We start from the raw sequence: 25349 nt of genomic DNA, 5'->3' as shown, positions 1-25349 counted from the left end.
CACGTCAGGGAGCATCGTCATGAAGAACTTCATCTGGTTTGTTGTGGGTGTCGGCGCCGGATTCGCCGCCGCACACCAGCTCAACAAGACCCAGCAGGGCAACGCATTCTTCTCCGAGCTCGACACCAAGGCGCGTGAATTCGGTGAGGCGCTCTCAGACGGATACCGGCAGCGTGAGGCAGAATTGCGTTCTGCCCTCGGTGACGATTCCGACGCTCTGACCACGCCGACCTCGGGCGCCAACTAGCACCGGCGCCAACTAGCTCCACTCACCATCCCTCCCTCTGAACTACGGAATACATTGCAGACTGCTGACATTCGCGGGCGCTGGCTCGACTTCTTCGCTGATCGTGGACACACCGTCGTCCCGTCCGCCTCCCTGGTGAGCGACGACCCCTCACTTCTCTTCACCGTTGCAGGCATGGTGCCGTTCGTGCCATACCTCACCGGATTGGTTCCGGCGCCGTACCCGCGCGCAACGAGTGTGCAGAAGTGCATCCGTACGAACGACATCGAAGAGGTCGGGAAGACGCCGCGCCACGGCACGTTCTTCCAGATGGCCGGAAACTTCTCCTTCGGTGACTACTTCAAGGAACAGGCGATCGAATACGCCTGGGAGCTGCTCACGAGCGCTGAAGGCGCCGGTGGCTACGGCTTCGCTGAGAAGGACCTCTGGGTCACCGTTTACGAAGACGACGACGACGCGTTCGCCCACTGGCGGAAGCTCGGCCTGCCGGAGAACCGTATCCAGCGCCTCGGCATGGACACCAACTACTGGTCGACCGGTCAGCCTGGCCCCGCAGGCCCCTGTTCAGAGATCTTCTTCGACCGTGGCCCGTCATACGGCATCGACGGTGGTCCGGCAACGGATGACGACCGCTACGTCGAAATTTGGAACCTCGTCTTCATGCAGTACCTGCGCGGAGAAGGCACCGGCAAGAACGACTTTGAGATCCTCGGCGACCTGCCCAAGAAGAACATCGACACCGGCATGGGCATGGAGCGCGTCGCGTTCCTCAAGCAGGGCGTCGAGAACATGTACGAGATCGACCAGGTTCGCCCCGTCCTCGACCGTGCAGCCGAGCTCTCGGGCCGTCGCTACGGCGCTGACCACGGTGATGACGTGCGCATGCGCATCGTCGCAGACCACGTGCGTTCATCGCTGATGCTGATGAGCGACGGCGTCATGCCGTCCAACGAGGGTCGCGGCTACATCCTGCGCCGCCTGATGCGCCGCAGCGTGCGTGCCATGCGCCTCCTCGGCGTTGAAGAGGCAACCTTCCCCGAGCTGTTCCCCGCGTCTCGCGATGCCATGAGCGCCGCGTACCCGGAGGTCTCGGCAGACTACGGCCGCATCAGCCAGGCCGCGTACGCAGAGGAAGAGACATTCCTGCGCACGCTCGCCAGCGGCTCAAGCGTGCTCGATCTGGCCGTGGCCAAGACGAAGGAAGCTCAGAAGACCGAGCTGGCCGGCGACACCGCGTTCCTGCTGCACGACACCTACGGCTTCCCCATCGAGATCACTCTCGAGATGGCCGAAGAGGCAGGCCTCAAGGTTGATCGTGAGGCATTCAACGGCCTGATGGCCAAGCAGCGCGCCATGGCCAAGGCCGACGCCAAGGCCAAGAAGACGCACCTCGCCGACCTCTCGGTGTACAGCGCCTTCCGCGCCGCTGGAGAAACGCTCTTCACCGGCTACGAAGAACTGCAGACGGAGTCGAGCGTGCTCGGCCTTATCGTCGACGGACAGTCGGTATCCAGCGCGGTGTCCGGCCAGATCGCCGAAGTAATCCTCGCGGAGACCGCGCTCTACGCGGAGTCAGGTGGACAGGAGGCCGACGCCGGCCTCATCGTCGGTCCCGGCTACGAGCTCGAGGTCCTCGACGTGCAGAAGCCCGTCAAGGGACTGATCAGCCACAAGGTCCAGGTTCGCTCCGGCGAGGTTGGCGTTGGCGACAGCGCCACCAGCATCGTCGACGAGAACTGGCGTCGTGGCGCACGCCAGGCCCACTCCGGAACGCACATCCTGCACGCTGCGCTGCGCCAGGTCCTCGGCCCGAATGCGCACCAGTCAGGTTCGTACAACAAGGCCGGCTTCTTCCGCCTCGACTTCTCCTGGAACCAGGCGCTCTCGCCGGCCACGCGCAGCGAGATCGAAGAGATCTCGAACAACGCGATTCGTGACAACCTCGAGGTCGTCACGCGTGAACTTCCGCTGGCTGAGGCCAAGGCGCTCGGTGCCATGGCCCTGTTCGGCGAGAAGTACGGCGACCGCGTTCGTGTCGTTGACATCGGCGGACCGTGGTCTCGCGAACTCTGCGCGGGTACCCACGTGGCAACCAGCGCGGAAATCGGCATGATCAACCTGGTGAGTGAGGCATCCGTTGGGTCAACCAACCGACGCGTCGAGTCGCTCGTCGGTCTTGAAGCGTTCAAGGACCTCGCTGCAGAGCGCGCGATCGTGTCGCAGCTCACGTCGAACCTGAAGACGCCACGCGAACAGCTGCCTGAGCGCATCAGTGACCTGGTGCAGAATCTCAAGGCCGCTGAGAAGAAGATCGCCGCGTTCGAGGCTCGCGCGCTGACCGACAAGGTTCCTGCTCTCGTCGCCGCCGCATCACGGGTCGGCGACCTGCACCTCGTCACACAGGACCTCGGCACGCTGAACTCGGCCGACGACGTGCGGATGCTCGTCACGGCAACGCGGGAACGACTGGGCAGTGAGGCTGCTGTCATCGCTCTCGCGGCGACGGTGGGCGACAAGCCTGTCGTGATCGTGGCGACGAACCAGGCCGCTCGCGACCACGGCCAGCGCGCAGGCGCACTGGCAAAGGTGGCCGCCGGAGTCCTCGGCGGCGGCGGTGGCGGCAAGGATGACCTGGCCCAGGGCGGTGGCACCGATGTGAGTGCAATCAGCGCAGCGCTTGACGCTGTGCGCACTGCTGTGGCACGTTAGTCCGATGCGTCACGGTGTTCGGCTGGGAATCGATGTGGGCAAAGCCCGCGTGGGTGTTGCGAGAAGTGACGCCCACGGGATGCTTGCCACCCCGGTCGAAACCGTAGCCAGGGATGCGGGGGGAGTCACCGACTTCGCCCGCATCGCGGCCATTTGTCTCGAGCTTGAACCGATTGAGGTTGTCGTCGGGTTGCCACTGGCACTGTCCGGCGCTCACACGGCGTCGACGAACGATGCCGTTGAGTTCGCGGCGGCCCTGTCGCGGTCTGTGGAGGCGCCCGTGCGGCTCGTAGACGAACGGTTGTCGACGGTATCCGCTCAATCAGCGCTGCGGGCCTCTGGCCGCAAGGCCAAGACACAGCGCCCGGTAATCGATCAGGTTGCCGCGACTATCATTCTGCAACACGCACTTGACACGGAGCGTGCCTCTGGAAAGCCGCCAGGCTCGCCCGTAGAACAGTCAGAAAGGCCGTTGTAGCTTGCCAATTCTCCCCTCCGATTCTGAGCAGAATCCCACCCCAACGCGCCGATCGCGCCGCGCGGCCAGACTGGCCGCTGAGGGCGGTGTCACGGATGCCGTGGTGGAGGACGCCGGTAACGGTGAGGCAGGCATGCCCGCAGCGGCAACCCCGGATGCTGCGGCCACCCCGACTACTCCAGATGCTGCGACTGCCCAGCCAACGGCTGCACGCGCGCTAGGCAAGACTGACGCACCAGCGCCGGTGCCGAATGTCGCGGAGGAGAGCGCGCCACCGGCGCCAGACGCCGGCACGCTGGCGGGGATGGTTGCAGACCCGATTGGTGAGCCGACGCCAGCGGCGTCTGCAGACACCTTCAACTGGGGCGAATTTCTCGGGGGAGCCTCCGGTCGCGATTCGAAGCCACACACGATCCACCCGCCCGCCGATCCGCACCCTGGGTCTGTCCACCACTCGGCCGGCACTCATCTGCCAGCGCCCAGCGTCGAGCGGGGGTCACTGACTCCGTCCGAAGCGCTTGGACTCACGGAGTATGAGACGCCGCCGCGTGTCGGCAGCCGGTCAAGCCGCCGTGCCCAGCTGGACACCGAGCCACCGCGGGAAAAGAAGAAGCGCAAGGGCCTGTGGGGCTGCATGATCGTGCTCATCGTCCTCGTTGCGCTTGGCGCGGTGGCGGCCTTCGCATTGCAGGGACCGATCAGCCAGCTGATCGCCGCGACGCAGGGCCCTGAGGACTACACGGGGGCCGGCGTTGACGACGTGATTGTCGTGATCCATGACGGCGACAGCGGCAGCGACCTCGCCGACAGCCTCGTGGCGGCCGATGTCGTCAAGAGCTTCGACGCCTTCTACGACCTCTTGTTGGCAGAGGAGCCGGCTCTGGTCTTTCAGCCAGGTGCCTACCAGCTAAAGACCCAGATGAGTGCTGCAGCGGCGCTGAAGGCCATTCAGAACCCGGACAACAAGATGGAGAACACCGTCCTGGTGCAGGAGGGCCTGCCAGAGGCCGATGTCCTGCAGTCGTTGTCGGAGACTCTCGAGATTCCCATCGCTGACGTCGAGGCCGCCGCAGCCGACGTTGCCTCATTCGGGCTTCCGGCTGAAGCGACCCAGCTCGAGGGATTCCTCTTCCCCGCCACTTACACGTTCGATCCGGGAACGAGCGCGCATGACGCGCTGCAGACCATGGTCAACCGTCAGTTCCAGGCTCTCGACGAGGCTGGCGTCGCGCCGGCGGATCGCTGGAAGACGATCGTTCTTGCGTCGCTGATCCAGCGTGAAGCGGGGCTCAAGGACGACTACTACAAGGTTTCCCGGGTGTTCCTGAATCGACTCGAACCTGCTCTCTGGCCGAGTGGGCTCCTGCAATCGGACGCGACAGTCGCGTACGGCACGGGCAACACGCACCTGGTCACCACGACAGATGCTGAGCGCGCCGACGCGAACAACGCGTACAACACGTACGTTCACCCCGGTCTCCCCATTGGCCCGATCTCGAATCCAGGCGACCTGGCCATCGACGCTGCTGTGCACCCTGCAGACGGTCCGTGGCTGTTCTTCGTGACCTGGAATCTCGACACCGGCGAGACGATCTTCTCTGCGACCGTCGAAGAACATGACGCCGCAGTGGCGAAGTGGTTAGCTTGGATGGATGAACACCCAGAGTATGGCTAACCGCCTCGCGGTCCTCGGCTCGCCGATTGCCCATTCCCAGTCACCTGCGCTGCATGCCGCCGCCTATCGGGTGCTCGGTCTGGACTGGGAGTATGAGGCGATCGAGGTGCGGTCTGGGGAACTCGCTGACTTCATCGCCAGCCGTGGCCCTGAGTGGCGGGGGCTCTCGCTCACCATGCCGCTCAAGCATGAGGTCTTTCCGCTGGTCACCGACCTGTCGCGGGTCGCAGAGTTGACCGGCGCGGCGAATACGGTGGTCTTCGGCGACGTCAACGGAAATCGCACGTTGTCTGGATTCAACACGGATGTCACGGGGCTGGTTCGTGCGCTGGCTGAAGCCGGTGTCGCCACCGCTTCCCACGTGATGATTCTCGGGGCTGGGGCGACGGCATCCTCGGCGCTGGTCTCCGCAGCAGAACTCGGTGCCGAATCGGTGGAGGTGCTGGTGCGGACGCCGTCGAAGGCCGCAGGTCTCGTGGCTCTGGGCCGTACCCTCGGACTCGTGGTGGCTGTCTCCGAACTGTCGGCTGCGGCATCCGGTGCCCGGCTTGATGGCGCTGTGCCCCCGACGCCAGGCGCGTTCGCCGGTGTTGTTCCCTCTGTCGTCATCAGTACGCTGCCTGGAGGCACGGATGTCGGTGACATCTTCAGCGCTGAATTCCGGAGCAGCGTTCCGCTGTTCGATGTCGCATACTCGCCGTGGCCGAGCGCCCTGGCCCAGACGTGGAGCGCTGCAGGCGGCCAGGTGACCTCGGGTCTCGGCATGCTGTTGCACCAGGCGTTGATCCAGGTACGCATCTTTGTATCTGGTGATCCGTTCGCTGCGCTGCAGGGCGAAGAGGCTGTTCTGGCCGCCATGCGCGAAGCTCTGGTCTAGCGGCATGCCAGAATAGGGAGCATGCTTCGTTGGCTCACCGCCGGAGAGTCCCACGGCCCCGAACTCATCGCTATTGTCGAGGGTTTGCCCGCTGGAATCCCGGTCACTCTTGATGCGATCCGTCTCGATTTAGCGCGCCGTAAACTCGGCTATGGGCGGGGTGCGCGCATGAAATTCGAACAGGATGAGTTGAACATCTCCGGCGGCGTGCGCCACGGACTCACCCTGGGCGGGCCCGTCGCTGTGCGGATCGGCAACACCGAATGGCCCAAGTGGTCAGAGGTGATGAGCCCTGAGCCTGTCGACCCAAGCACGTTGGTGCGCGGCCGTGGCGCTCCGTTGACGCGTCCGCGTCCCGGCCACGCCGACCTCGTCGGCATGCAGAAGTACGACTTCGATGAGGCCAGGCCCGTTCTGGAGCGCGCCAGCGCCCGTGAGACGGCTGCGCGTGTCGCTCTCGGCTCGCTCGCTCGCGCCTTCCTCGCCGAACTCGACATCACGCTGGTCAGCCACACACTGTCGATCGGACCAGTGAGGGTGCCTGAAGGCTCTCCGCTGCCCGTTCCGAGCGACGTTGACCTGCTCGACGCCGATCCGCTTCGCTGCTTCGACCCGGCGACTTCCGCGCTGATGGTGGCCGAAGTGGACGCCGCGCACAAGGACGGCGACACCCTCGGCGGCGTCGTCGAGGTGCTCGCATACAACCTCCCCCCAGGACTCGGCTCGTTCGTGCACTGGGACCGCCGCCTCGACTCGCAGCTGTCTGCCGCTCTCATGGGTATCCAGGCGATCAAGGGAGTTGAGGTCGGCGACGGCTTCCTCACCACCACTCGCCGCGGCTCAGAGGCCCACGACGAACTCTTCCAGTCGACGGATGGCATCACGCGCTCCAGCGACAAGGCCGGCGGTACAGAGGGCGGCATGAGCACGGGCACCGTGCTTCGTGTTCGTGCTGGCATGAAGCCGATCGCTACTGTGCCTCACTCGCTGCGCACTGTCGACGTTGCCACCGGTGATGCGGCATCCGCTCACCACCAGCGCTCTGACGTCTGTGCGGTTCCGGCAGCCGGAGTGGTGGCAGAGGCCATGGTCGCACTCGTGCTGGCGAACTCGGTGCTGGAGAAGTTCGGCGGCGACTCTGTCGGCGAGACCAAGCGCAACCTCGAGTCCTACCTCGCGCACATCCCGGAGAACCTCAAGACCCGCGGCCAGAGCGTCGCTGACTTTGAGGGCCAGGGCGTCGCTGACGTTGAGTGACCACCGATAGTGAGTGACGACAGACTCCGTATGGCTGGCTCGTCGTCAGTAGCGCCGGTGGTGTTCATCGGGCCGATGGCGGCGGGAAAGAGCAGGATCGGGCACCAGGTCGCCCAGGAGCTCGGGCTGGAGTTCATCGACACCGATGCGGTGATCGTGGAACAGCACGGACCGATCTCAGACATCTTCGCGACGAGTGGCGAAGAGCATTTTCGTCAGCTGGAAGCCGACGTCATTGCCAGAGCGCTGCAGTCCGATGCGATTGTCTCGATCGGCGGCGGGGGAGTGCTGCACCCGGCAACGCGTGAGCTGCTGGCCGACGCTGTCGTCGTCTACCTGTCCGTCGACGCCGAGTCGGTGAAGGCCCGTCTCGGTGGCGGCAAGCGCCCGCTGCTGAAGAACGGGCTCGACGACTGGCAGCGCATCTACGACGAACGCCGCTCAACGTACGAAGAGCTGGCCACCATCCATATCGACACGTCCAATCGGGACATCGACTCCATCGCCGACGATATCGCGGCCTGGGTAAGAGGGAAATTGTGACTGAGACAGACACCACCGTCATCACCGTGAGCGGTCAGGACAGCTACCCCGTATTCGTTGGGAGGGGACTCCTGGCCGAGAGCGTGGCAGAGCAGCTGGGCGACGGCGTCAAGAAGGTGCTGATTGTGCACACGTCGACGCTCGGCGCTCGAGCCGTTGCGCTGCGTGAGAGTCTGCTCGGTAAGTACGAAGTACTCATCGCAGAGGTGCCAGACGCCGAAGCCGCCAAGCGCGTCGAGGTCGCCGCGTTCTGCTGGCAGGTCATGGGCCAGGCCGATTTCTCCCGAACGGATGCCGTTATCGGTTTCGGTGGCGGTGCCGTCACCGACCTCGCCGGGTTTGTCGCTGCCACCTGGCTGCGCGGCGTTCGCCTTGTGCAGATCCCGACCAGCGTGCTCGGTATGGTCGACGCCGCTGTCGGTGGCAAGAACGGCATCAACACCGCAGAGGGCAAGAACCTCGTCGGAACGTTCTACGCTCCGACCGCCGTGATCTGCGACCTCGACACCCTGAACGACCTGCCCCGCAATGAGATCCTGGCCGGCTTCGCCGAGATCGTGAAGGCCGGGTTCATCCAGGTGCCTGAGATCCTCGACATCATTGAAGCGGATGTCGACACCGCGACGGATCCGACGACGCCCGAGTTCCGTCGGGTCGTCGAGCTGTCCATTGAGATGAAGGCCCGCGTTGTTGGCGTCGACTTCAAGGAGGCCGGCCTCCGCGAGATTCTGAACTACGGTCACACACTGGGCCATGCGGTCGAGCACGCAGAGCGGTACGGCTGGCGCCATGGCGCGGCTGTCGCCGTCGGCATGATGTTCGCCGCTGAGCTGGCGAGCCTCACCGGGCGGCTGCCCGTCGAGGTCGTCGACCGTCACCGCTCCATCCTGGAATCGCTGACTCTTCCCACGACCTACCCTGTCGGCCGTTGGAAGACGCTGCTGGCGACGATGCAGCGCGACAAGAAGACCCGAAGCGGCATGTTGCGCTTCATCGTGCTCGATGACATCGGCAAGCCGACGGTTCTCGAGGGGCCGGACAGCTCACTGCTCTTCGCTGCGTACCAGGCGATCGGCTCCTAGCCCACCCGTTGATTGAGGAACGAGCGCCAGCGAGTGTCTCGAAATCCAGCGGGCCAATCTCTGAAATTATGCGTCTGAAGACCGGCTCACGAGGTTTCGAGGCGGCCGTGGCCGGCCTTCCTCAACCAACGGGGGAGGCTGAGGCTACTCACGCAGGCCGATCCTGGCGTGAACCCGCTGCATCCAGCGCGGCGCCCACCACAGGCGCTTCTCGAACGATGTCATCACCGCCGGCACCAGCACAGAGCGCACGAGTGTCGCATCCAGCAGCACCGCGACCGCCAGTGCAACGCCGATCTGTTTCATCTGCATCAGGTCGCCGGTGGCGAAGCCCGCGAACACCAACACCATGATGAGTGCTGCAGAGGTGATGATGCGGCCAGAGCTCTGGAGGCCGGTCTCGATGGATTGCCTGGTGGTCTCCCCGTTGTCGTGATGCTCTGTGATGCGTGCGAGCAAAAACATCTCGTAGTCCATGGCCAAGCCGAAACCGAAGACGAGCACGAGGGTCAGCACCAGCGCGTCTACGCCGCCCAGCGTTGAGGCGTCAAAGTTCAGCAGACCGGCGAGATTGCCCTGCTGGAAGCCCCACACGAGCACGCCGACCGCGGCGCCGAGCGAGAGCGCACTGATCACGAGCGCTGTGAGCGGGATGACGACGGAGCCCGTCATCAGGAAAAGCAGCACGAAGCTGGCGACGGCGATGATCAGGATCGCCCACGGCGCGCTCTGGCCGAGCGAATCCAGGTAGTCGACTGATGCGGCATCCGTTCCACCGACCCAATGGGGGAAGTCGGGACGGTCGGCCCTGATTTCACGCACCACGTCTGTGCCCTCATGCTGCTCGACACTCACGCGCGATACCCAGTAGCCGTTGACGTCGGTGGGCGGCGTGACGCCGGTGACGTGCGGCAGAGTCGCAACGTCATCCGCCCAGGCTGCCGCCGATTCCTCATCTGTTGATGAGACCAGCTGCACCTTCGCCTGCGTGGCCTGCGGAAAATGCTCGTTGAGGGTGGTGACAAAGTCGTACTGGCTTGAGGAGGCCGGGATGGCGTCATCGTTGCTGTTGGAGAGGACTATCGACAGCGCTGGGCTGCCCATGAGTACCAGCAGCGCGGTCCCGGCCACGGCGACGCCGGCAGCGCGCGGCTGGATGCTTCTGGTGAGCTTTGAGAAGAACCCATCCTCAGGCGCGACATCCCCGAAACGGGTGAGAATGGCGCCGAGACCCGGGATTCTGGTTAGGACGCCCGGTTGCAGAAGACGCTCTCCGAAGTAGCCGAGGAGCGCTGGCACCAGCACGAGCGCCGTGAGCATGGCGATGACCACGACAGAGACGGCGCCAATGGCAATGGCCCTGATGATCTCCGGCTCAAACACGAACAGGCCGACAGTGGCGATGGCAAATGTAAGCCCAGAGAAGAGCACGGTGCGCCCTGCCGTGTTAACCGTCGCGCCGACGGACTCCATCATCAACTCGTGGCGCTCGGGCCTGGTCTGCGCGGTGCTCCCCAGCTGCGTGCTGCCCAGCTGCGTGCTCTCCAACTGCTCGACGCGCGCGCGGAACTCCTCTCGAAATCGGCTGACGATCAGCAGCCCGTAGTCGATAGACAGGCCAAGACCGATGACCGCGATCACGTTCATCACTGTGATGTTGATGTCCATCACGTAGCTGAAAGCGAAGAGAGTGCCGAGAGCGCCGACGATGGATGCGATGGCGCCGATCAGGGGCATCGCCGCAGCCAGGAAGCCGCCGAAGATGACAAGCATCACGAGCAGGGCGAGCGGCAGCGAGATGAGCTCGCCCTTCTGCAGGTCTGACTGGGCGACGGCAACCAGCGAGTTCACGATGAGCGGGCTGCCGCCGACCTCGACGGTGGCACCGGGAGCGATGCCCCGAACCTCGTCAGCCGTGGCATTCAGCTCGTCCTCAACCTCCGTCAAGAGCGAGTCGCTGAGAGCGCCATCCGTCGTCTCCATGGAGACGCTGAGGAGAAGCCCGTTGCCATCGGAGGCAAAAAGGGAGGCCGCCGCCGGGGACGGCTGACCATTGGGTAGCGGCGGGAAAGCCAGCGGATTGACGACCTGGGTGACACCGGGAATCGCAAGGAGGTCATCCGTCGCCTCTGCAAGCACAGCATCCAGCTCTGGCGAGGCGGGATCGATGCCATAGACGAGCAGCGAGATGCTCTCTGTGCTTGCCGTGGTGTCGTTGCTGGTCAGGGCTGCAGCCTCACTGGCTTCGCCGTTGACGGTGGGGCCGGTGCTGGAGAGCCGCTGGAACAGGCTCTCCCCGGTGATCCCGAACAGGGACGTCGCAAGGCAGGCCACGAAGAACACGGCCCAACAGATCAGGACGACGAGTCGATGACGGGCCATTGCGATGCCAACGGAGCGCAACATCGGGGAACTTCTTCCTCCGGAATCCAACAACGGATGCCGACACCCTACACTCGCAACCTCAGGGTCGCGCGGGGAGAATCACGCGTTCAGCATCACCTTGAGCGCCTTCGTTTCTGCCGCCCTCCCGAACACGTCGTACGCCTCGATGATGTCGGTGAGCGCGAAGGTGTGACTGACGAAATGTTCAGCGGGAATCTTGCCCTGCGCCAGCATTTTGAGGAGGGTGGGCGTCGTGTCGGTGTTGACGAGCCCCATGGTGATGGTGATGTTCGAGATCCATAGTTCGTCCATGGCGATCTCAACACCCTTGCCATGCACGCCGACATTGGCAACGTGGCCGGCTGGACGCACGATGTCGAGGCACATCTGCAGCGTCGCCGGGATGCCGACGGCTTCGATGGCAACGTCGACGCCGAGGCCGTCTGTCATGGCCAGCACCTGTTCCTTCCAATCCGCGGCGCTCGACACCACGGCATCCGTCGCACCGAACGAGCGTGCTGCTTCTGTGCGGTTGGCGTCGAGGTCGATGGAGATCACGCGCGACGGACCGTAGAGCCCTGCGGTGGCGATGGCGGCGAGGCCAACCGGCCCAGCGCCGACGACAGCCACCACGTCGCCCGGCTTCACGCTGCCGTAGCGCACGCCGATTTCATGGCCGGTGGGCAGGATGTCTGACAAGAGCGTGCCGAGTTGGGGGCTGACTCCGGCCGGCAGGCGGTAAACGGATGTCTCGGCGTACGGCACGCGCACGAATTCTGCCTGCGTGCCGTCGATGAGGTGACCGAAGATCCAGCCGATCCCCGACGTGCCTTCCTCTCCGAGGCAGTGCGAGAACACGCCCTGCTTGCAGTACTCGCATTTCCCGCACGCAGAGATACAGGACAGGATCACCTGGTCGCCGACGGCGAGCGTGGTCACCGCGTCGCCGATCTCTGTGATCGTGCCGACGCCCTCATGGCCAAGGATTCTCCCTGGCGTGACAGCCGGAACGTCGCCCTTGAGAATGTGCAGGTCAGTGCCGCAGATGGTGGTGGTGTCGATCTTGACGATCACGTCTGTCGGATGCTGAATGGCGGGCTTCGGCACCTCTTCCCACGCCTTGTTTCCCGGACCCTTGTAGACGAGTGCTTTCATGGCGATATCCCGGTTCTCTTTGGTGTCGCAGGCCAATAGTGCCCCGAGCGTACCGCCACGATTGCTGGTTGGTAAGGTCGCGCTCGTGCCACGCGACGCCGGGTGCCGTTCGGGGAGTCACGCTCATCGAACGCAGCTTCGCGGGAGTTGCAACACCCGCGAAACTGCGTTCGACCCGCGCCGCGCTTACGGGACGGTGGCGACCGATTACTCGGCTACTGCCGGAGCGACCTCGCGTTCAGCTGACTCAGTTGACGCCGCATATGCTGCGAGCTCGCCGCGTGCGTGTGCGCCTTGTCCGGCGTTGCCGCCGATGGCCGCGCCCGCAGCTCCAGCCGCAACGCCGCCCAGGAGGCCGCCGAGCAGGTCCTTGATGCCGACGCCCATGGTGGAGTTCAGCACAGCGTCGACCTCGGAGAATCCTGAGGCGACGTTCTTCGAGAGCTGCGATGCGCCATCCGTTGAGATGACGGTGAGCTGGTCGATGTTGCTCATCGGCGCAGCAAGCTCACGCGCGATGTGCGGGAGGGTCTCGATCATGCGCAGCTGGATGAGGGCCTCTGACTGCTCAGCGAGAGCCTGGGCGGAGAGGCGGGTCGCCTCTGCCTCTGCCGCACCACGAGCACGGATGGCGTCAGCCTGGGCCTCACCCTCAGCGCGGATGGCCTGGGCGGCGGCAACACGGGCATCGCGATCTCCGGCGGCAGCGGTGACTGCGGCCTCTGCAGCGGCGGCCGCTGTCACGCGCACGCGGTATGCATCGGCGTCTGCCACAGCGTTGACCTCTGACTCAAGCTCAGCCTTGCGCAGTTGGGCTCGGCGCTGCGCCGTGGCTTCCTGTTCGGTCACGACGGCCTGCTGCGCTTTGGCCTCTGCGAGAGGGCGAGCGGATGCCGCCTCAGCTGCGGCCTTGTCGGTGTCGAGCTGGAGGGCGGCGCGGCGGAGGGCGAGGGTGTTCTCGGCCTCAGCGACGGCCTGCTCTGCGGCGATGGCGGCCTCGCGTGCCTCGCGGGTGGCGAGGTGCTCAGCGACCTCGGCCTGGCGGCGCACCTTGGCCTGCTCTGCACGGCCGATGTCGCGGATGTAGTCGTTCTCGTCCGTGATGCCCTTGATCTCGAACGAGTCGACATCGAGGCCCTGGTTGGCGAGCGACTCTCGCGCTGTGGCCAGTACTGACACCCCGAGCTCGTCGCGCTTCTGGATGATGGTCATCACGTCGGTGGCACCGATGGAGGAGCGCAGTGAACCAGAGAGGACTTCCTGGGCGAAGCTGTCGATGTTCTTGTCCTGGCCGAGGAAACGCTGGGCCGCGGCACGAATGGCCGCAGGATCGTCGCCGACCTTGACGATGGCGACGGCATCCACGGTCAGTGTGATGCCGTTCTTGTCCTGGGCGATGGCGGTGATCTCAATGGCACGGCTGCGCAGGCTGATCTTGTGCGCCTTCTGGAAGAACGGCGTGAGGAAGACACCCTGGCCATGCACGATGCGCTGGCCTGACTGCTCGGTCGTTGCGCCGTCAACCGTGGTCTTGCGCGACTTCTTTCCGGTGATGACGAGTGCCTCGTCTGGTCCGGCGTTCTTGTAGACGGTCTTTGCGTAGATCAGCGCGGCGAGCAAGACGACGATGCCGAGCGCGACGAGACCGGCAACTGGGCTGAGGAAAAAATCAAACATTGGATCCTTCCGGCGCAGCCGAAACAGCGGCGCGAGCAATGAAGCGAGCGAAAACGGGGGCTTGCATGCGCGCGACGCGCGAAACTGCGCCGTGCCCTCACAGTCTCACAGAGTCCGCCCGAAAATAGGCCGCCACCGGGAGAATTATTGGTGAAGAGCCCGACTCGGCCACGGTCGCCCTCCGCAGGGTTGAATCCCGGCGGCTAACGGCGGGTGTCCTCCACCGTCACAGCGCCGTTGACCGTCTCAAGCGTGATCGTGCGCTCCGAAGCGCGGTCGCTTGGCACGGTATCCGTGTTGACGCTGCCATTGGTTGTCGCGGCGTCAATGAAGTACGTCGACGTTCCTGTGGGAACTCGCACCATGATGGCGCCGTTGGTCGTCCGAGCCTCAACGTCATCTGGCGGATCGACGAACTCAAGCTCAATGCCGCCATTTGTGGACGTCACCTCCACGTTGCGTGACCCGGCGTCGACAATCTTGATCCCACCATTCATGGTGTGCGCACTCACATCGCCGCGAGATCCTGTCGTCTGGATAGCGCCGTTGGTTGTGGTGAGATCGAGTTCGCCGGTGAGGTCGACGACGGTGATCCGGCCATTGCTGCCTTCAACGTCGAGCGCGAGTTCCGCCGGCATTTGGATGGCAATGGAGACGTCGCAGCGGGCAAGGAACCACCCGTTGGGGCAGCCGCCGCTGATCGTGGTGGTGTCACCGGTTGTCGTTGCCGTGATGGTGGGTTCTGCGCCGGAGTAGTGGCCAGTCATCGTCACGCGCACCTGACCGTCGGTGCTTGCACTCACACTGATCGACGCGTTGGGGATGTCCACCTCGACGCTTGAGCCAGCCGCGGCATCCGTCGTTCGCGCGATCTCGGTTCCGCGCAGGCTCGCGAACACCGCAACCAGCGCGACGACGATGATGATGACCAGTGCGACGGGGAGCGCGACGAACAGCAACAGCTTCGCCGTGAGCGACAGCCGGTGAGCGGATGCCGCCGGCGGAGACTCCGGCTGCGGTGGTTGCTGCGGTGGCTGCTGGTACGGGTTGCCAGAGGGCGGCGGCGGCGGGGGAGGCGGTGCGCTGGTCATGGACGTGCTTTCGCTCGAGTCGGACGGTGCAGCGGAGGATGCCGGATGTCTGGCCGGGTTCGTGCCCAGCGTATAGCGGTAGTTGGCAATCGATCACCCCACACGCCCCCGCTCCGCTACGAAGCGAGGGCAGGTGGAGTGCGCAGGGCTCGCTAAACGGGTCGCTTCGCCGGCGACACGGTCTTCGACGGATCGCGCTCTGCAACACCGCCGACGGCCTCGTCGATGCGAGCGAGCACGGCGGCCTCGAGGGTGACTCCGCTCGCGCGCACGTTGTCGGCAATCTGTTCCGGACGTGACGCGCCAATGATCGCGGAGGCCACGTTCGGGTTCTGCAGCACCCAGGCCACGGCGAGCTGGGCCATGCTGAGCCCCTGCTCGGCAGCGATCGGCTGCAGCCTGGCGACAGCGGTCAGCACGTCTTCGCGCATGAACGCCTTGACGGTCTCTGCCCCGCCTTTCGCGTCGCGCGCCCGTGAGCCCTCTGGCGCCTCTGCACCCGGCTTGTACTTGCCGGTGAGCACGCCCTGCGCAACCGGTGACCAGACGATCTGCGAAATGCCCAGTTCTTCGGATGCCGGCACGACGGCATCCTCGATGACGCGCCACAGCATGGAGTACTGCGGCTGGTTCGAGATGAGCTGGAAGCCCAGCTGCTTCGCCAGCGCTGATCCGGCACGCAGCTGGTCGGCATTCCACTCAGAGACGCCGATGTAGAGCGCCTTGCCGGCGCGCACGATGTCGGCGAATGCCTGCATGGTCTCTTCAAGCGGCGTCTCAGCGTCATAGCGGTGCGCCTGATACAGGTCGACGTAGTCCGTCTGCAGACGCTGCAGTGAGCCGTCAATCGATTCCATGATGTGCTTCCGTGAGAGGCCGACGTCATTGTGACCCTTGGGCCCCGTTGGCCAATAGACCTTGGTGAAGATTTCAAGCGAGGCCCGACGCTCGCCCTTCAGAGCATCGCCAAGCACGACTTCGGCTGCGGTGTTGGCGTAGGCATCCGCTGTGTCGAATGTGGTGATGCCGGCGTCGAGGGCGGCCTCCACGCAACGCGTTGCCACCTCATTCTCAACCTGGGAGCCGTGGGTGAGCCAGTTGCCGTACGTGATCTCTGAGATCTTGAGTCCGCTGTTGCCGAGGTATCTGAATTCCATGGTGCAACGCTACGCCCGACAGTGCGTGGTGAGGGGGAGGCCGGAGGGACACGTCGGCCGAGTGACGACGGCTAGCCGTTGTGCGTGACGTGCTTGGGCAGCGCGAACACCAGCAGGAACGCCACGACGCTGAACGCCGCGCTCACGCCCAGGGCATTCGCAGCGGCGTCGGTGAATCCCTGCGCCAGGTCAGCAGGGCCGGTGATGTGCAGGCTGCCGAAGAGCACACTGCCGATGATCGCGATGCCGACGGCGCTGCCGATGCGCTGCATAACGGAGATGACGCCGCTGGCCGAACCCGCCTCAGACCGACTGACTGTCGCGACGATGAACTGGACGTTGGGAGCGATGAAGAGACCATTGCCGAGGCCGGCCAGGAAGAGGGGGATGAGGAGGGCCCAGTGATCCAGGTCGCTGGCGGGAGTGAGCAGTAGCACCAGCCACACCCACACGAGTCCGATCGTGACAAGCGCAGTGCCGGCGACCAAGACGTTGCGCCCCAGGAAGGTCGCGAGCCGGTCGCTCTGTGACGCGCCGATGATGCTGCCGATCGCAAATGGCACAGAAACGAGCCCCGATTCGAGGGCGGTGTGACCGAGACCGGCCTGCCAGAGGAGCGAGATCGTGAAGAAGATACTGGTGAAGGCCGCGAAGTAGACCAGGGCCAGGATCGTGCCGCCGGTGAAAGCAGGGTGGGAGAACAGGCGTGGAGGAACGAGTGGCGAGCCGTTGGCTTTCGCCACCCGCACTTCCCAGAGCGCGAACGCCACGAACAGCACGAGGCTGGCAGCGAGGGTGAGGTAGGTCCAGAGCGGCCAGCCCTGGTCCTCGCCTTCAATGAGCGGGACGAGCAAGGCGACGAGGGCCCCTGTCAGAAGCAGCAGCCCGAACACGTCTGTGCCTGACTTCACGGACTCCTCACGCCCGCCAGGCAGCAGGAATATGGCGGCAATGAGCGCGATGATGCCGATGGGCAGGTTCACCCAGAACACCAGCCGCCAGCCCTCTTCCTCCCCGAACGCTTCGATGATGAGGCCACCGAGGATCGGCCCGATCGCCGTCGACACTCCGATGACAGCGCCCATGATGGCGAATGCCTTGCCCCGCACGTGAACGGGGAACATGAGTTGGATCATGGCGGTCACGCCGGGTACGAACACGCCACCGGCGAAACCCTGGATGACGCGCCAGACAATCAAGTCAACGTCGGTTTGGGCAATCCCGCAGAAGACACTGGCAATGGTGAAGAGCGCAAGGCCGACGAAGAACACCCACTTGTGGCCGAGGCGGTCACCGATTCGGCCGGCAGGAATGAGCGCGATGCCGAACGCGAGTGCGTAGCCGGAGATGATCCACGACAGTGTCGCTTCCGACGCATTGAGGCTGGTGCGAATGGACGGGAGCGCGACGTTGACGATGGTGGTGTCGAGCAGGGCCATGAACATGCCGATCATCAACACGATCAGCGCTGTCCAGGCTCCGCGCGGTGCGACATTCCCCGATGCCGTCGCGGATGCCCCGGCCGCCGCGGCGTCTTCAGGCTCTGAGCCGCTCTGGGGTGGCGTTGCTTCGGCCATGGTGTGGTCCTTTCGCGGAGGCGCCCACGTCGTGGCAACCCCTCGTCCGCTGCTCACGACGATTTTCGACCTCGCTGAAATGCTACTGCGCCCTGAAACAACGGGGCAGTATCCGTTTGCGCAGGGCTAATGAAGCTGCGACTCAGGCGAATCTCTCATAATGGTCACGGGGGATTTCACCTGGCGGGTGGGCAAGTGGCCAGGAACCGTGAATTTGGAGCGTGGATGTCAAGTCGTATACAAGATGTATGGATGTCGTGGCTGGCCTATGCCTGCGCGGCGGTCGGCCTGGTAGGCAGCGTCTTCTTCGTCCTGATGTTCGTCGTCGAGGTGCCCTTCAACGGCCCCTATACCTTCGGGGCAACTTACGAGGTCTTCGCGGCGATCGGTTGTGCGCTTGCTGCCCTGCTGGTCGTTCGTCTACGGCGACAGACCGATGGCTCATCGATCATTCCGCCGCTTGTGGCCGTCGCTCTCGTCATTGGTGCCGTTTCGGCGCTGCTGGTGGCAACCCATGTCGTCGATTCGATCATCCTGGTCTTTGTCCAGGCCGCAGTCCTGTTCGTGCAGGGAATCTGGATGATCTGGATCAACAAGCGTCTGGGTCGCGAGGACACACTGCCGCAGTGGACAAGTCGGTTGGGGCAACTGATCGGCTTTGGGCTCGTGATCGGTCTTCCGCTGATCGCGGTCGGGTTGGCGCTGGCCGTGCTCACCATTCCACAGCTCCTGTTCCTCGGTCTCGGCGTATTCCTGGCCGGTGGCGGGTGGCTCATCTGGCCGCTGTGGTGGGTGCTCGTCGGGGTGCAGATGGGCAAGCCGGTGCGCGCCGTGGCGAGCTCTCCGGAGCGTGGCACCGCATCAGGGCAGTCCGGTATTTACCCGGCCAGTGGATATTCAGCCAGTGGATACTCAGCCGGTACGCGCTCGACCGATCCATATTCACCGGAGCCAGCAGCGTTCTGGGTGGGCAGCGAGGCACAGCGACGGGCCAGGGCAGAGAGTGAGACACGTGCCCAGGCGACGCCACCAGCGGATGCTGCCATCAAGCACCGTGGTCGCCGTAAGGCATAGGCGGCCGGGCCTAGTCTGACCCCGACCATGACCGGTACGGTCGATCCAGGAGGTCGACATGAGCGGTGAACTCGTACTCGTCACCGGCGGCACAGGATTCGTGGCTGCCCACTGCATTGCGGCGTTGCTGGAGCAGGGATATCAGGTGCGCACCAGCATCCGTTCCTTGACCCGTGAAACCGACGTGCGCATGATGCTGCGGCAGGCCGGTGTGGTGCCCTCAGAGCACCTCTCGTTCGTTGCTGCCGACCTCATGACGGATGCCGGCTGGCCTGAGGCCGTCGCCGGCTGCGATTTCGTGCTGCACGTCGCGTCGCCATTTCCGGTCTATGTGCCGAAGAACGAGGACGATCTCATCATCCCGGCCCGTGACGGCGCGCTGCGTGTGCTGCGCGCCGCGCTGGACGCCGGCGTGAAACGGGTGGTGCTCACGTCGTCGTTCGCGGCTATCGGTTACGGGCACCCGCCTACCAACCAGCCGTTCACCGAAGCAACCTGGACAGATGTGAACGGGCCGAATGTGGGCCCGTATCCGAAGTCGAAGACCCTGGCCGAGCGTGCCGCGTGGGATTTCATCGCCACGAATTCCGGTGCAGGGGCACTGGAGCTGGCCGTGGTCAATCCGGTCGGCATTGTGGGGCCGGCGCTCGGGCCAGACCTGTCGACGTCTGTCGAGTTGCTCCGCGGCCTGCTGAGCGGGATGGCACCGGCACTCCCGCGCATCTCGCCGAGCTTTGTCGACGTCCGCGATGTCGCCGACCTGCACCTGCGTGCCATGGTCGACCCGGCAGCGGCTGGCGAGAGATTCCTGGCTGTTGCGGGTGAGCCGATTGCGTTGCCTGCGGTCGCGCGGCTGCTGAAGCAACGCCTGGGATTGGCCGCAGCCAGGGTGCCAACCCGTGTGCTGCCTGACTGGGTCGTACGCCCGCTTGCCGTGGTCATTCCTGCGCTCCGCCAGGTTGTTCCGCAGCTGGGGCATCCCCAGCGAGCCTCCAACGCGAAGGCGAGACGGGTTCTCGGCTGGGCGCCGCGATCGAATGAAGAGGCGATCCTCGCCACGGCCGACAGCCTGATCGAACTGGGTCTCTTGCCAGAGCGTCGTGGACGAACGCCGAAGGGCCGCCAGTAGCGAACCCTAGAGTTGCGACGCGTACGCGCTGTACGCGACCCACAGGCATCCGCTAATGATGACGGTGAAGAGCACCAGCCACACCGGTGACGGCACGCCAGTGTGGCGGTAGAGAATGTACGCATCGGACGTGGCGAGCTGGGTGCGACGGCGTACGTGCACGCCGATCACGGTCAGGAGTCCGCGCACAGCGCCGACCAGAAGCGCAACACCGATAACCAGGAGTGCGTAGCTCTGCACCTCCGGCGTCGCGTAGAACCACAACGCCATGCTGACGGCAGCAGATCCGAGGACGACGAGCACTCCGAACAGGTTGCGAATCACCGAGAGCGTGAGTACCAGGGCGAGGCCACCCACGAACAGGGCCATGGCGGTATAGCCGTGGAAGACACTCCACAGCTGGGCCGCTCCGACCAGCGCCGGTGCCGGATACCCGAACATTCCGCTGACAACGAGGCTGAGCGTTCCGCGACCGCTGCTGAGGGCCTCGCCGGAGTGATTGCGTCGCAGTCTGATGCCATGCACCACCCGCCCCGTCAGGATGGCCGCAACCGCATGCCCGAGTTCGTGAACCAGGGTCGTGAAGAGGCCGAAGTACTGCCAGGTGACTCGGGGGATGCTGAGTGCCGCAGCGACAGCCACAATCAGCAGCATGGTCTGGGTTGACACATCGATCGGGATGCTCGGGGCGAAGAGCGTTGACCAGGTGAGTGTGAGCGGTGAAGTATCGATACTCACAGTGTGGCGCATGCCAGGCTGTGAGTGAGCAGGGATGCGGAGGCTTACAGCGCTTGACGGAGCGGCTCCACCTGTAGTTCCCGGTCACACCGGTATTCCGGCCGCGCGGTTGACTCTTTCTCACTTCCGGCACAGTGTGGGCCACACACCGTCCCGACTGCGGCACGAAGCGCGATCAGTGCGGTGTTTGGGGGAACGCCGGTTGCGGCGCTCGTGTACACCGTGGCTTGAATTCCCCGGACAGGTCCATAACGTCAGAAGGGAATATCCATGTCAGGCAACAGAGGCGTCGCTTATGAGGGCAAGGGAAAAGTCGAAGTCATCGACCTTGACTACCCGACCTTTGAACTCAAGGACGGCCCCGGGGTCAATCCGGCCAATATCGGCCGGAAGGTACCGCACGGGGTAATTCTCAAAACCGTCGCGACCAACATTTGCGGTTCGGACCAGCACATGGTCCGCGGTCGCACTACCGCGCCCCAGGGACTCGTTCTGGGGCACGAGATCACCGGGGAGGTCGTGGAAACCGGCCCCGATGTCGAATTCATCAAGGTCGGCGATCTGGTGTCGGTCCCGTTCAATATCTCCTGTGGGCGGTGTCGCAACTGCAAGGCACGTAAGACGGGAATCTGTCTCAATGTGAACCCTGACCGCCCAGGTAGCGCATACGGCTACGTCGACATGGGCGGCTGGGTCGGCGGCCAGGCCGAATATGTCCTGGTGCCGTATGCAGACTGGAACGTTTTGAAGTTTCCAGACAAGGACCAGGCCATGGAGAAGATCCTGGACCTGGCGATGCTCTCCGATATTTTCCCGACCGGTTTCCACGGCTGCGTCACCGCGGGCGTCGGCGTTGGGTCGACCGTCTACATTGCCGGCGCTGGCCCCGTCGGTCTCGCCGCAGCCACAGGCGCCATGCTGCTCGGCGCATCCGCTGTCATCGTGGGAGACATGAACGAAGAACGGCTGGCACAGGCGCGCAGCTTCGGATGCGAAACCATCGACCTCACCAAGGGTGGGCCTGCTGAGCAGATCGAACAGATCCTGGGCGTGCCAGAGGTTGACTGCGGCGTGGATGCCGTCGGGTTCGAGGCCAGGGGCCACGGTTCTGACGCCTCGCATGAGGCGCCGGCCACGGTGCTCAACTCGCTGATGGACATCACGGCCGCCGGTGGGGCGCTCGGTATTCCGGGGCTCTACGTCACGGGCGACCCGGGTGGCATCGACTCGAACGCGCAGAAGGGCGCACTCTCGATCAGTCTCGGCACAGGGTGGGCAAAGTCGCTCGCCTTCACCACCGGACAGTGCCCCGTGATGAAGTACAACCTCGATTTGATGAAGGCCATCCTGGGGGACAGGGTGCACATCGCCAAGAACGTCAATGCGACAGCGATTTCGCTGGATGATGCACCGCGTGGTTACGCCGAATTCGATTCGGGCGCAGCCACCAAGTACGTGCTCAACCCCAATGGATACCTGAATGCGTGACTGAGGTTCGCCGAGTAGCGGTGGCGCAGCGAGCGATCGCTGCGCCACCCGTTCGTTGATTGAGGAGCGAGCGCCAGCGAGTGTCTCGAAATCCACCGACCCGGGTACGATGTCCGCAACGAAGGAGCAGCCATGACCACCGCCGACGAAGATGAAGACAGGATTCTCACCGATTGGAGCCGTCGGCTCGTCGACGCCTTGCAGATTCTGGAGTTTGAGGTCGACAGGAAGGAAATCCTGGGCCTCGCCGGGCGCGCCGCCCACTCCGTTCTCCGCCCAGCGGCCCCGCTGACCACCTTCATCGTCGGCTATGCCGCCGGGCTGGCTGCCGCGGGCGGGAAAAGCTCTGAGGCAGCGGTCAAGGACGCGACCGAGGTCGCACTGCAACTGTGCCGCACCCAGCCGGCCGAGGATCCAAGCGCCGAGGGTCCCAGCGGCGCGAACCCAAGCGGCGCGGACCCAAGTGCCGAGGGTTGGACGAACACCGGACAGTGACGTGATCGTGCGCCCGTGCGGGTCGAGCGTTGCTCTGCTGGTCGTCAGCGCTGCAGCAGGTCACTGAGGGGTTCAGGAGTCGCTGCAACCGCCGACGGTTCGAGGCGCACAATCACCGACTTGGAGATCGGCGTGTTGCTGCCCTCTGCGGTCGCATCCAGCGGGACGAGCGCGTTTGCTTCGGGGAAGTAGGCAGCTGCGCACCCTCTGGCCGTTGGATAGGCCACTACCCTGAACCGTCTGATCACGCGGTCGACATTGTCAGTGAACACGGTGTGCACATCCACCAGCTGCCCGTCGGCGATGCCCAGTTCTGCCAGGTCGTCCGGGTTGACGAACACCACCAGGCGCCCCTTCTTGATCCCGCGGTAACGGTCGTTGAGGCTGTACGTGGTGGTGTTGAACTGGTCGTGGGACCGAATGGTCTGCAGGATGAGGCATCCGCTTGGCCGGTCAATGTGCTCGAGATCATTCACCGTGAGCATCGCTTTACCCGTCGGTGTCGGGAAGGTGCGCGAGTCGCGGGGGCCGTGCGGGAGCACGAATCCGTCTTTCGCCCTGATGCGGAGATTGAAGTGGCTGAAGCCGGAGACGACACGGGAGATATGGTCGCGGATGACGTCGTAGTTGTTCTCGAAGGCCGCCCAGTCGATAGACGGGGCGTCGTCGGCTCGACCTGGGTCGCCGAACACGGCCCTGGCGAGGCGGGTGACGATGGACACCTCTGACAACAGGCCGGGAGCGACCGGCGCCACTCGTCCGCGCGAGGCATGCACGGCGCACACAGAGTCTTCGACGGAGACGAATTGTTCACCGGATGCCTGCACGTCGATTTCTGTGCGGCCCATGGTGGGCAGAATCAGGGCTTCAGTGCCGACCACGGCATGGGAGCGGTTGAGCTTGGTGGAGATCTGCACCGTCATCTCCGTGTTGCGGAAAGCTGCTTCTGCGACAGCAGTATCGGAAATCGCCCCCGCCAGGTTGCCTCCGAGAGCGATCCACACTTTGATCGTGCCGTCACGCATACCCCGGATTGCGCCGACGCTGTCGATACCGTCTTCGCGAGGCGGGGAGAACCTGAATTCGCGCTCGAGGGCATCGAGGAACGCGGGCGGCATTTTTTCCCAGATTCCCATGGTGCGGTCGCCCTGCACGTTGCTGTGGCCGCGAATCGGTGAGGCCCCAGCGCCAGGCTTGCCGATGTTGCCGCGAAGGAGCAGCAGGTTGATGATCTCCTTGATCGTTGGCACTGCCTTCTTGTGTTGGGTGAGCCCCATTGCCCAGGTGATGATGACCTTGTTCGCTGCGAGGTAGCGATCGGCCAACTCGTCGATCTCCTCGGAGCGCAGGCCGGTGGCCTCCAAGACGGCAGCTTCATCAAGATTCGCGAGGTGTGCCCTCAGCTCCTCCAGCCCGTGGCAGTGTTCGGCGAGGAACTGGTGATCAAGGACCCTCCCCGGGTTCGCCGCTTCGGCGTCGAGCACACGCTTGGACACAGCCTGGAGGAGCGCCATGTCGCCCCCGAGCCGTATCTGCATGTATTGATCGGCAAGTCCGATGCCATGGCCGATGAGGCCGCGCACCTTCTGCGGATTCTTGTACCGCATCAGGCCGGCTTCTGGCAGTGGATTGATGGCCACGATGTCGGCGCCGGCCTCTTTCGCCTCCTCAAGGGCGGTGAGCATCCGTGGGTGGTTGGTGCCAGGGTTCTGCCCCATGATGATGATGAGATCGGCCTTGGCGAAGTCGTTGTAGCTGATGGAACTCTTGCCGATGCCGATCGTCTGCCCCATGGCGAGGCTCGTCGACTCGTGGCACATGTTCGAACAGTCGGGCAGGTTGTTCGTGCCGAATGCGCGCACGAAGAGCTGGTAGGCGAATGCCGCTTCGTTGGAGGTTCGTCCGCTCGTGTAGAAGGCGGCCTCGTCGGGGGAGGAGAGGCCAGCGAGCTTGCTTCCGATGATGGAGAACGCGTTCTCCCAACTGATGGGCCGATAGTGGTCTTCCCCCGCCGGCTTGTAGACCGGCTCGACCAGCCGCCCCTGCATGCCCAGCCAGTATTCCGATTTGGTGAGCAGGTCGTCGATGGAGTGATCCGCCCAGAAACTGGTGGGAACGGTGACAGGCGTCGCCTCCCAGGTGACCGCTTTCGCTCCGTTCTCACAGAATTCGACTGCCTTGCGATGCTCTGGGTCCGGCCAGGCGCAACTCATGCAATCGAATCCGTCCTTCTGGTTCATGGCAGAGAGCGTCTTCAGGGCGCGCGAGATGCCCATCCCGCCGAAGGCCGGAACCATCGAGTGGACGATGCCCGGAATGCCGGCTGCAGCGGTGCCCGGCTTGTCGATCTCAATTCCGTCGTCGTTGACGTCGTCGACCGGTGGCTTGTGAGTCATGCTGAGTGCCTTCCCTCGCCTGTCCGAAAACCCCTGAGAGTGCCCACTGGCAAGCGGATGCCGCGGCGCCCTGCTGTGACCTGGTCACGTCTCAGGCCTATCAGCTAATGAATGCCTGC

20 protein-coding genes are annotated in these 25349 nt (G+C 64.4%); 12 read left to right on the top strand and 8 right to left on the bottom strand.

Annotated elements, in window-relative coordinates; translation table 11 throughout:
• The first annotated feature begins 19 nt into the window (after window positions 1-19).
• The 8 genes from AC25Y4_RS05040 to aroB are packed head-to-tail and all read left to right on the top strand — an operon-like array spanning window position 20 to window position 8868.
• Window positions 20-247 carry a hypothetical protein gene (locus AC25Y4_RS05040; protein WP_488119265.1) on the top strand — a complete coding sequence of 76 codons (228 nt, stop codon included), beginning with the start codon at window positions 20-22 and terminating at the stop codon, window positions 245-247.
• Window positions 248-301: 54 nt separating this feature from the next.
• Window positions 302-2956 carry an alanine--tRNA ligase gene (gene alaS, locus AC25Y4_RS05035; protein WP_488119264.1) on the top strand — a complete coding sequence of 885 codons (2655 nt, stop codon included), beginning with the start codon at window positions 302-304 and terminating at the stop codon, window positions 2954-2956.
• Between the two features lie 4 nt (window positions 2957-2960).
• On the top strand, window positions 2961-3434 hold the full coding sequence (gene ruvX, locus AC25Y4_RS05030) for a Holliday junction resolvase RuvX (RefSeq protein WP_488119263.1): 474 nt from the start codon (window positions 2961-2963) through the stop codon (window positions 3432-3434).
• Window position 3435: 1 nt separating this feature from the next.
• Window positions 3436-5109 (top strand): endolytic transglycosylase MltG, encoded by a 1674-nt coding sequence (gene mltG, locus AC25Y4_RS05025; RefSeq protein WP_488119262.1) that lies wholly within the window; start codon window positions 3436-3438, stop codon window positions 5107-5109.
• Window positions 5087-5986: a shikimate dehydrogenase family protein gene (locus AC25Y4_RS05020; RefSeq protein ID WP_488119261.1), complete on the top strand. Its 900-nt coding sequence runs from the start codon at window positions 5087-5089 to the stop codon at window positions 5984-5986. Before mltG ends, AC25Y4_RS05020 begins: the two co-directional genes overlap by 23 nt.
• Before the next feature lie 21 nt (window positions 5987-6007).
• On the top strand, window positions 6008-7243 hold the full coding sequence (aroC, locus tag AC25Y4_RS05015; RefSeq protein WP_488119260.1) for a chorismate synthase: 1236 nt from the start codon (window positions 6008-6010) through the stop codon (window positions 7241-7243).
• A gap of 30 nt (window positions 7244-7273) precedes the next feature.
• Window positions 7274-7786, top strand: coding sequence for a shikimate kinase (locus AC25Y4_RS05010; protein ID WP_488119259.1), 513 nt, complete (start codon window positions 7274-7276; stop codon window positions 7784-7786).
• The gene (aroB, locus tag AC25Y4_RS05005) at window positions 7783-8868 is read left to right on the top strand and encodes a 3-dehydroquinate synthase (RefSeq protein ID WP_488119258.1); all 1086 of its coding nucleotides are present in this window, start codon (window positions 7783-7785) and stop codon (window positions 8866-8868) included. The genes AC25Y4_RS05010 and aroB overlap by 4 nt, the downstream gene beginning before the upstream one ends.
• A gap of 144 nt (window positions 8869-9012) precedes the next feature.
• On the opposite strand, the gene AC25Y4_RS05000 is transcribed toward aroB, so the two are convergent.
• The 6 genes from AC25Y4_RS05000 to AC25Y4_RS04975 form a co-directional block, all read right to left on the bottom strand.
• Window positions 9013-11274 (bottom strand): MMPL family transporter, encoded by a 2262-nt coding sequence (locus tag AC25Y4_RS05000; RefSeq protein ID WP_488119257.1) that lies wholly within the window; start codon window positions 11272-11274, stop codon window positions 9013-9015.
• 78 nt (window positions 11275-11352) lie between these two features.
• Entirely contained in the window at window positions 11353-12408 is a 1056-nt protein-coding gene (locus AC25Y4_RS04995; RefSeq protein WP_488119256.1) for a zinc-dependent alcohol dehydrogenase family protein, read from the bottom strand.
• A gap of 207 nt (window positions 12409-12615) precedes the next feature.
• Window positions 12616-14085, bottom strand: a complete 1470-nt coding sequence (locus AC25Y4_RS04990) for an SPFH domain-containing protein (RefSeq protein WP_488119255.1) — start codon at window positions 14083-14085, stop codon at window positions 12616-12618.
• A gap of 203 nt (window positions 14086-14288) precedes the next feature.
• Entirely contained in the window at window positions 14289-15176 is an 888-nt protein-coding gene (locus AC25Y4_RS04985) for a DUF4097 family beta strand repeat-containing protein (RefSeq protein WP_488119254.1), read from the bottom strand.
• 152 nt (window positions 15177-15328) lie between these two features.
• The gene (locus AC25Y4_RS04980; protein WP_488119253.1) at window positions 15329-16333 is read right to left on the bottom strand and encodes an aldo/keto reductase family protein; all 1005 of its coding nucleotides are present in this window, start codon (window positions 16331-16333) and stop codon (window positions 15329-15331) included.
• 71 nt (window positions 16334-16404) lie between these two features.
• Window positions 16405-17910, bottom strand: coding sequence for an MFS transporter (locus AC25Y4_RS04975; protein WP_488119252.1), 1506 nt, complete (start codon window positions 17908-17910; stop codon window positions 16405-16407).
• 225 nt (window positions 17911-18135) lie between these two features.
• On the opposite strand from AC25Y4_RS04975, the gene AC25Y4_RS04970 reads away from it, so the two are divergent.
• Both AC25Y4_RS04970 and AC25Y4_RS04965 read left to right on the top strand, forming a co-directional pair.
• Window positions 18136-18984, top strand: coding sequence for a hypothetical protein (locus AC25Y4_RS04970; protein ID WP_488119251.1), 849 nt, complete (start codon window positions 18136-18138; stop codon window positions 18982-18984).
• A 58-nt stretch (window positions 18985-19042) separates the two neighbouring features.
• Window positions 19043-20113, top strand: a complete 1071-nt coding sequence (locus AC25Y4_RS04965; RefSeq protein WP_488119250.1) for an SDR family oxidoreductase — start codon at window positions 19043-19045, stop codon at window positions 20111-20113.
• A gap of 6 nt (window positions 20114-20119) precedes the next feature.
• Here the strand turns inward: AC25Y4_RS04965 and AC25Y4_RS04960 are convergent, their stop codons facing one another.
• Entirely contained in the window at window positions 20120-20851 is a 732-nt protein-coding gene (locus AC25Y4_RS04960; RefSeq protein WP_488119249.1) for a M50 family metallopeptidase, read from the bottom strand.
• Between the two features lie 270 nt (window positions 20852-21121).
• On the opposite strand from AC25Y4_RS04960, the gene fdhA reads away from it, so the two are divergent.
• Together fdhA and AC25Y4_RS04950 are read left to right on the top strand one after the other, a co-directional pair.
• Complete coding sequence (gene fdhA / locus AC25Y4_RS04955; protein WP_488119248.1) at window positions 21122-22339, top strand: formaldehyde dehydrogenase, glutathione-independent; 1218 nt, start codon at window positions 21122-21124, stop codon at window positions 22337-22339.
• 132 nt (window positions 22340-22471) lie between these two features.
• A complete protein-coding gene (locus AC25Y4_RS04950) occupies window positions 22472-22834 on the top strand; it encodes a DUF6457 domain-containing protein (RefSeq protein ID WP_488119247.1) in 363 nt (120 codons plus the stop codon).
• Between the two features lie 44 nt (window positions 22835-22878).
• Here the strand turns inward: AC25Y4_RS04950 and AC25Y4_RS04945 are convergent, their stop codons facing one another.
• Window positions 22879-25230, bottom strand: coding sequence for an FdhF/YdeP family oxidoreductase (locus tag AC25Y4_RS04945; protein WP_488119246.1), 2352 nt, complete (start codon window positions 25228-25230; stop codon window positions 22879-22881).
• Window positions 25231-25349 lie beyond the last annotated feature (119 nt).

The sequence above is a fragment of the Leifsonia sp. Y878 genome (assembly GCF_057669685.1).
This window is presented reverse-complemented; position numbering and strand designations above follow the sequence as displayed.

Excerpts from the sequence above, each read along its gene's own strand:
- AC25Y4_RS05040 (WP_488119265.1), top strand. The coding sequence starts at position 20 with ATGAAGAACTTCATCTGGTTTGTTGTGGGTGTCGGCGCCGGATTCGCC.
- ruvX (WP_488119263.1), top strand. The coding sequence starts at position 2,961 with ATGCGTCACGGTGTTCGGCTGGGAATCGATGTGGGCAAAGCCCGCGTG.
- AC25Y4_RS05020 (WP_488119261.1), top strand. The coding sequence starts at position 5,087 with ATGAACACCCAGAGTATGGCTAACCGCCTCGCGGTCCTCGGCTCGCCG.
- aroC (WP_488119260.1), top strand. The coding sequence starts at position 6,008 with ATGCTTCGTTGGCTCACCGCCGGAGAGTCCCACGGCCCCGAACTCATC.
- AC25Y4_RS05010 (WP_488119259.1), top strand. The coding sequence starts at position 7,274 with ATGGCTGGCTCGTCGTCAGTAGCGCCGGTGGTGTTCATCGGGCCGATG.
- AC25Y4_RS05000 (WP_488119257.1), bottom strand. The coding sequence starts at position 11,274 with ATGTTGCGCTCCGTTGGCATCGCAATGGCCCGTCATCGACTCGTCGTC.
- AC25Y4_RS04995 (WP_488119256.1), bottom strand. The coding sequence starts at position 12,408 with ATGAAAGCACTCGTCTACAAGGGTCCGGGAAACAAGGCGTGGGAAGAG.
- AC25Y4_RS04990 (WP_488119255.1), bottom strand. The coding sequence starts at position 14,085 with ATGTTTGATTTTTTCCTCAGCCCAGTTGCCGGTCTCGTCGCGCTCGGC.
- AC25Y4_RS04985 (WP_488119254.1), bottom strand. The coding sequence starts at position 15,176 with ATGACCAGCGCACCGCCTCCCCCGCCGCCGCCGCCCTCTGGCAACCCG.
- AC25Y4_RS04980 (WP_488119253.1), bottom strand. The coding sequence starts at position 16,333 with ATGGAATTCAGATACCTCGGCAACAGCGGACTCAAGATCTCAGAGATC.
- AC25Y4_RS04975 (WP_488119252.1), bottom strand. The coding sequence starts at position 17,910 with ATGGCCGAAGCAACGCCACCCCAGAGCGGCTCAGAGCCTGAAGACGCC.
- AC25Y4_RS04970 (WP_488119251.1), top strand. The coding sequence starts at position 18,136 with ATGTCAAGTCGTATACAAGATGTATGGATGTCGTGGCTGGCCTATGCC.
- AC25Y4_RS04965 (WP_488119250.1), top strand. The coding sequence starts at position 19,043 with ATGAGCGGTGAACTCGTACTCGTCACCGGCGGCACAGGATTCGTGGCT.
- fdhA (WP_488119248.1), top strand. The coding sequence starts at position 21,122 with ATGTCAGGCAACAGAGGCGTCGCTTATGAGGGCAAGGGAAAAGTCGAA.
- AC25Y4_RS04950 (WP_488119247.1), top strand. The coding sequence starts at position 22,472 with ATGACCACCGCCGACGAAGATGAAGACAGGATTCTCACCGATTGGAGC.
- AC25Y4_RS04945 (WP_488119246.1), bottom strand. The coding sequence starts at position 25,230 with ATGACTCACAAGCCACCGGTCGACGACGTCAACGACGACGGAATTGAG.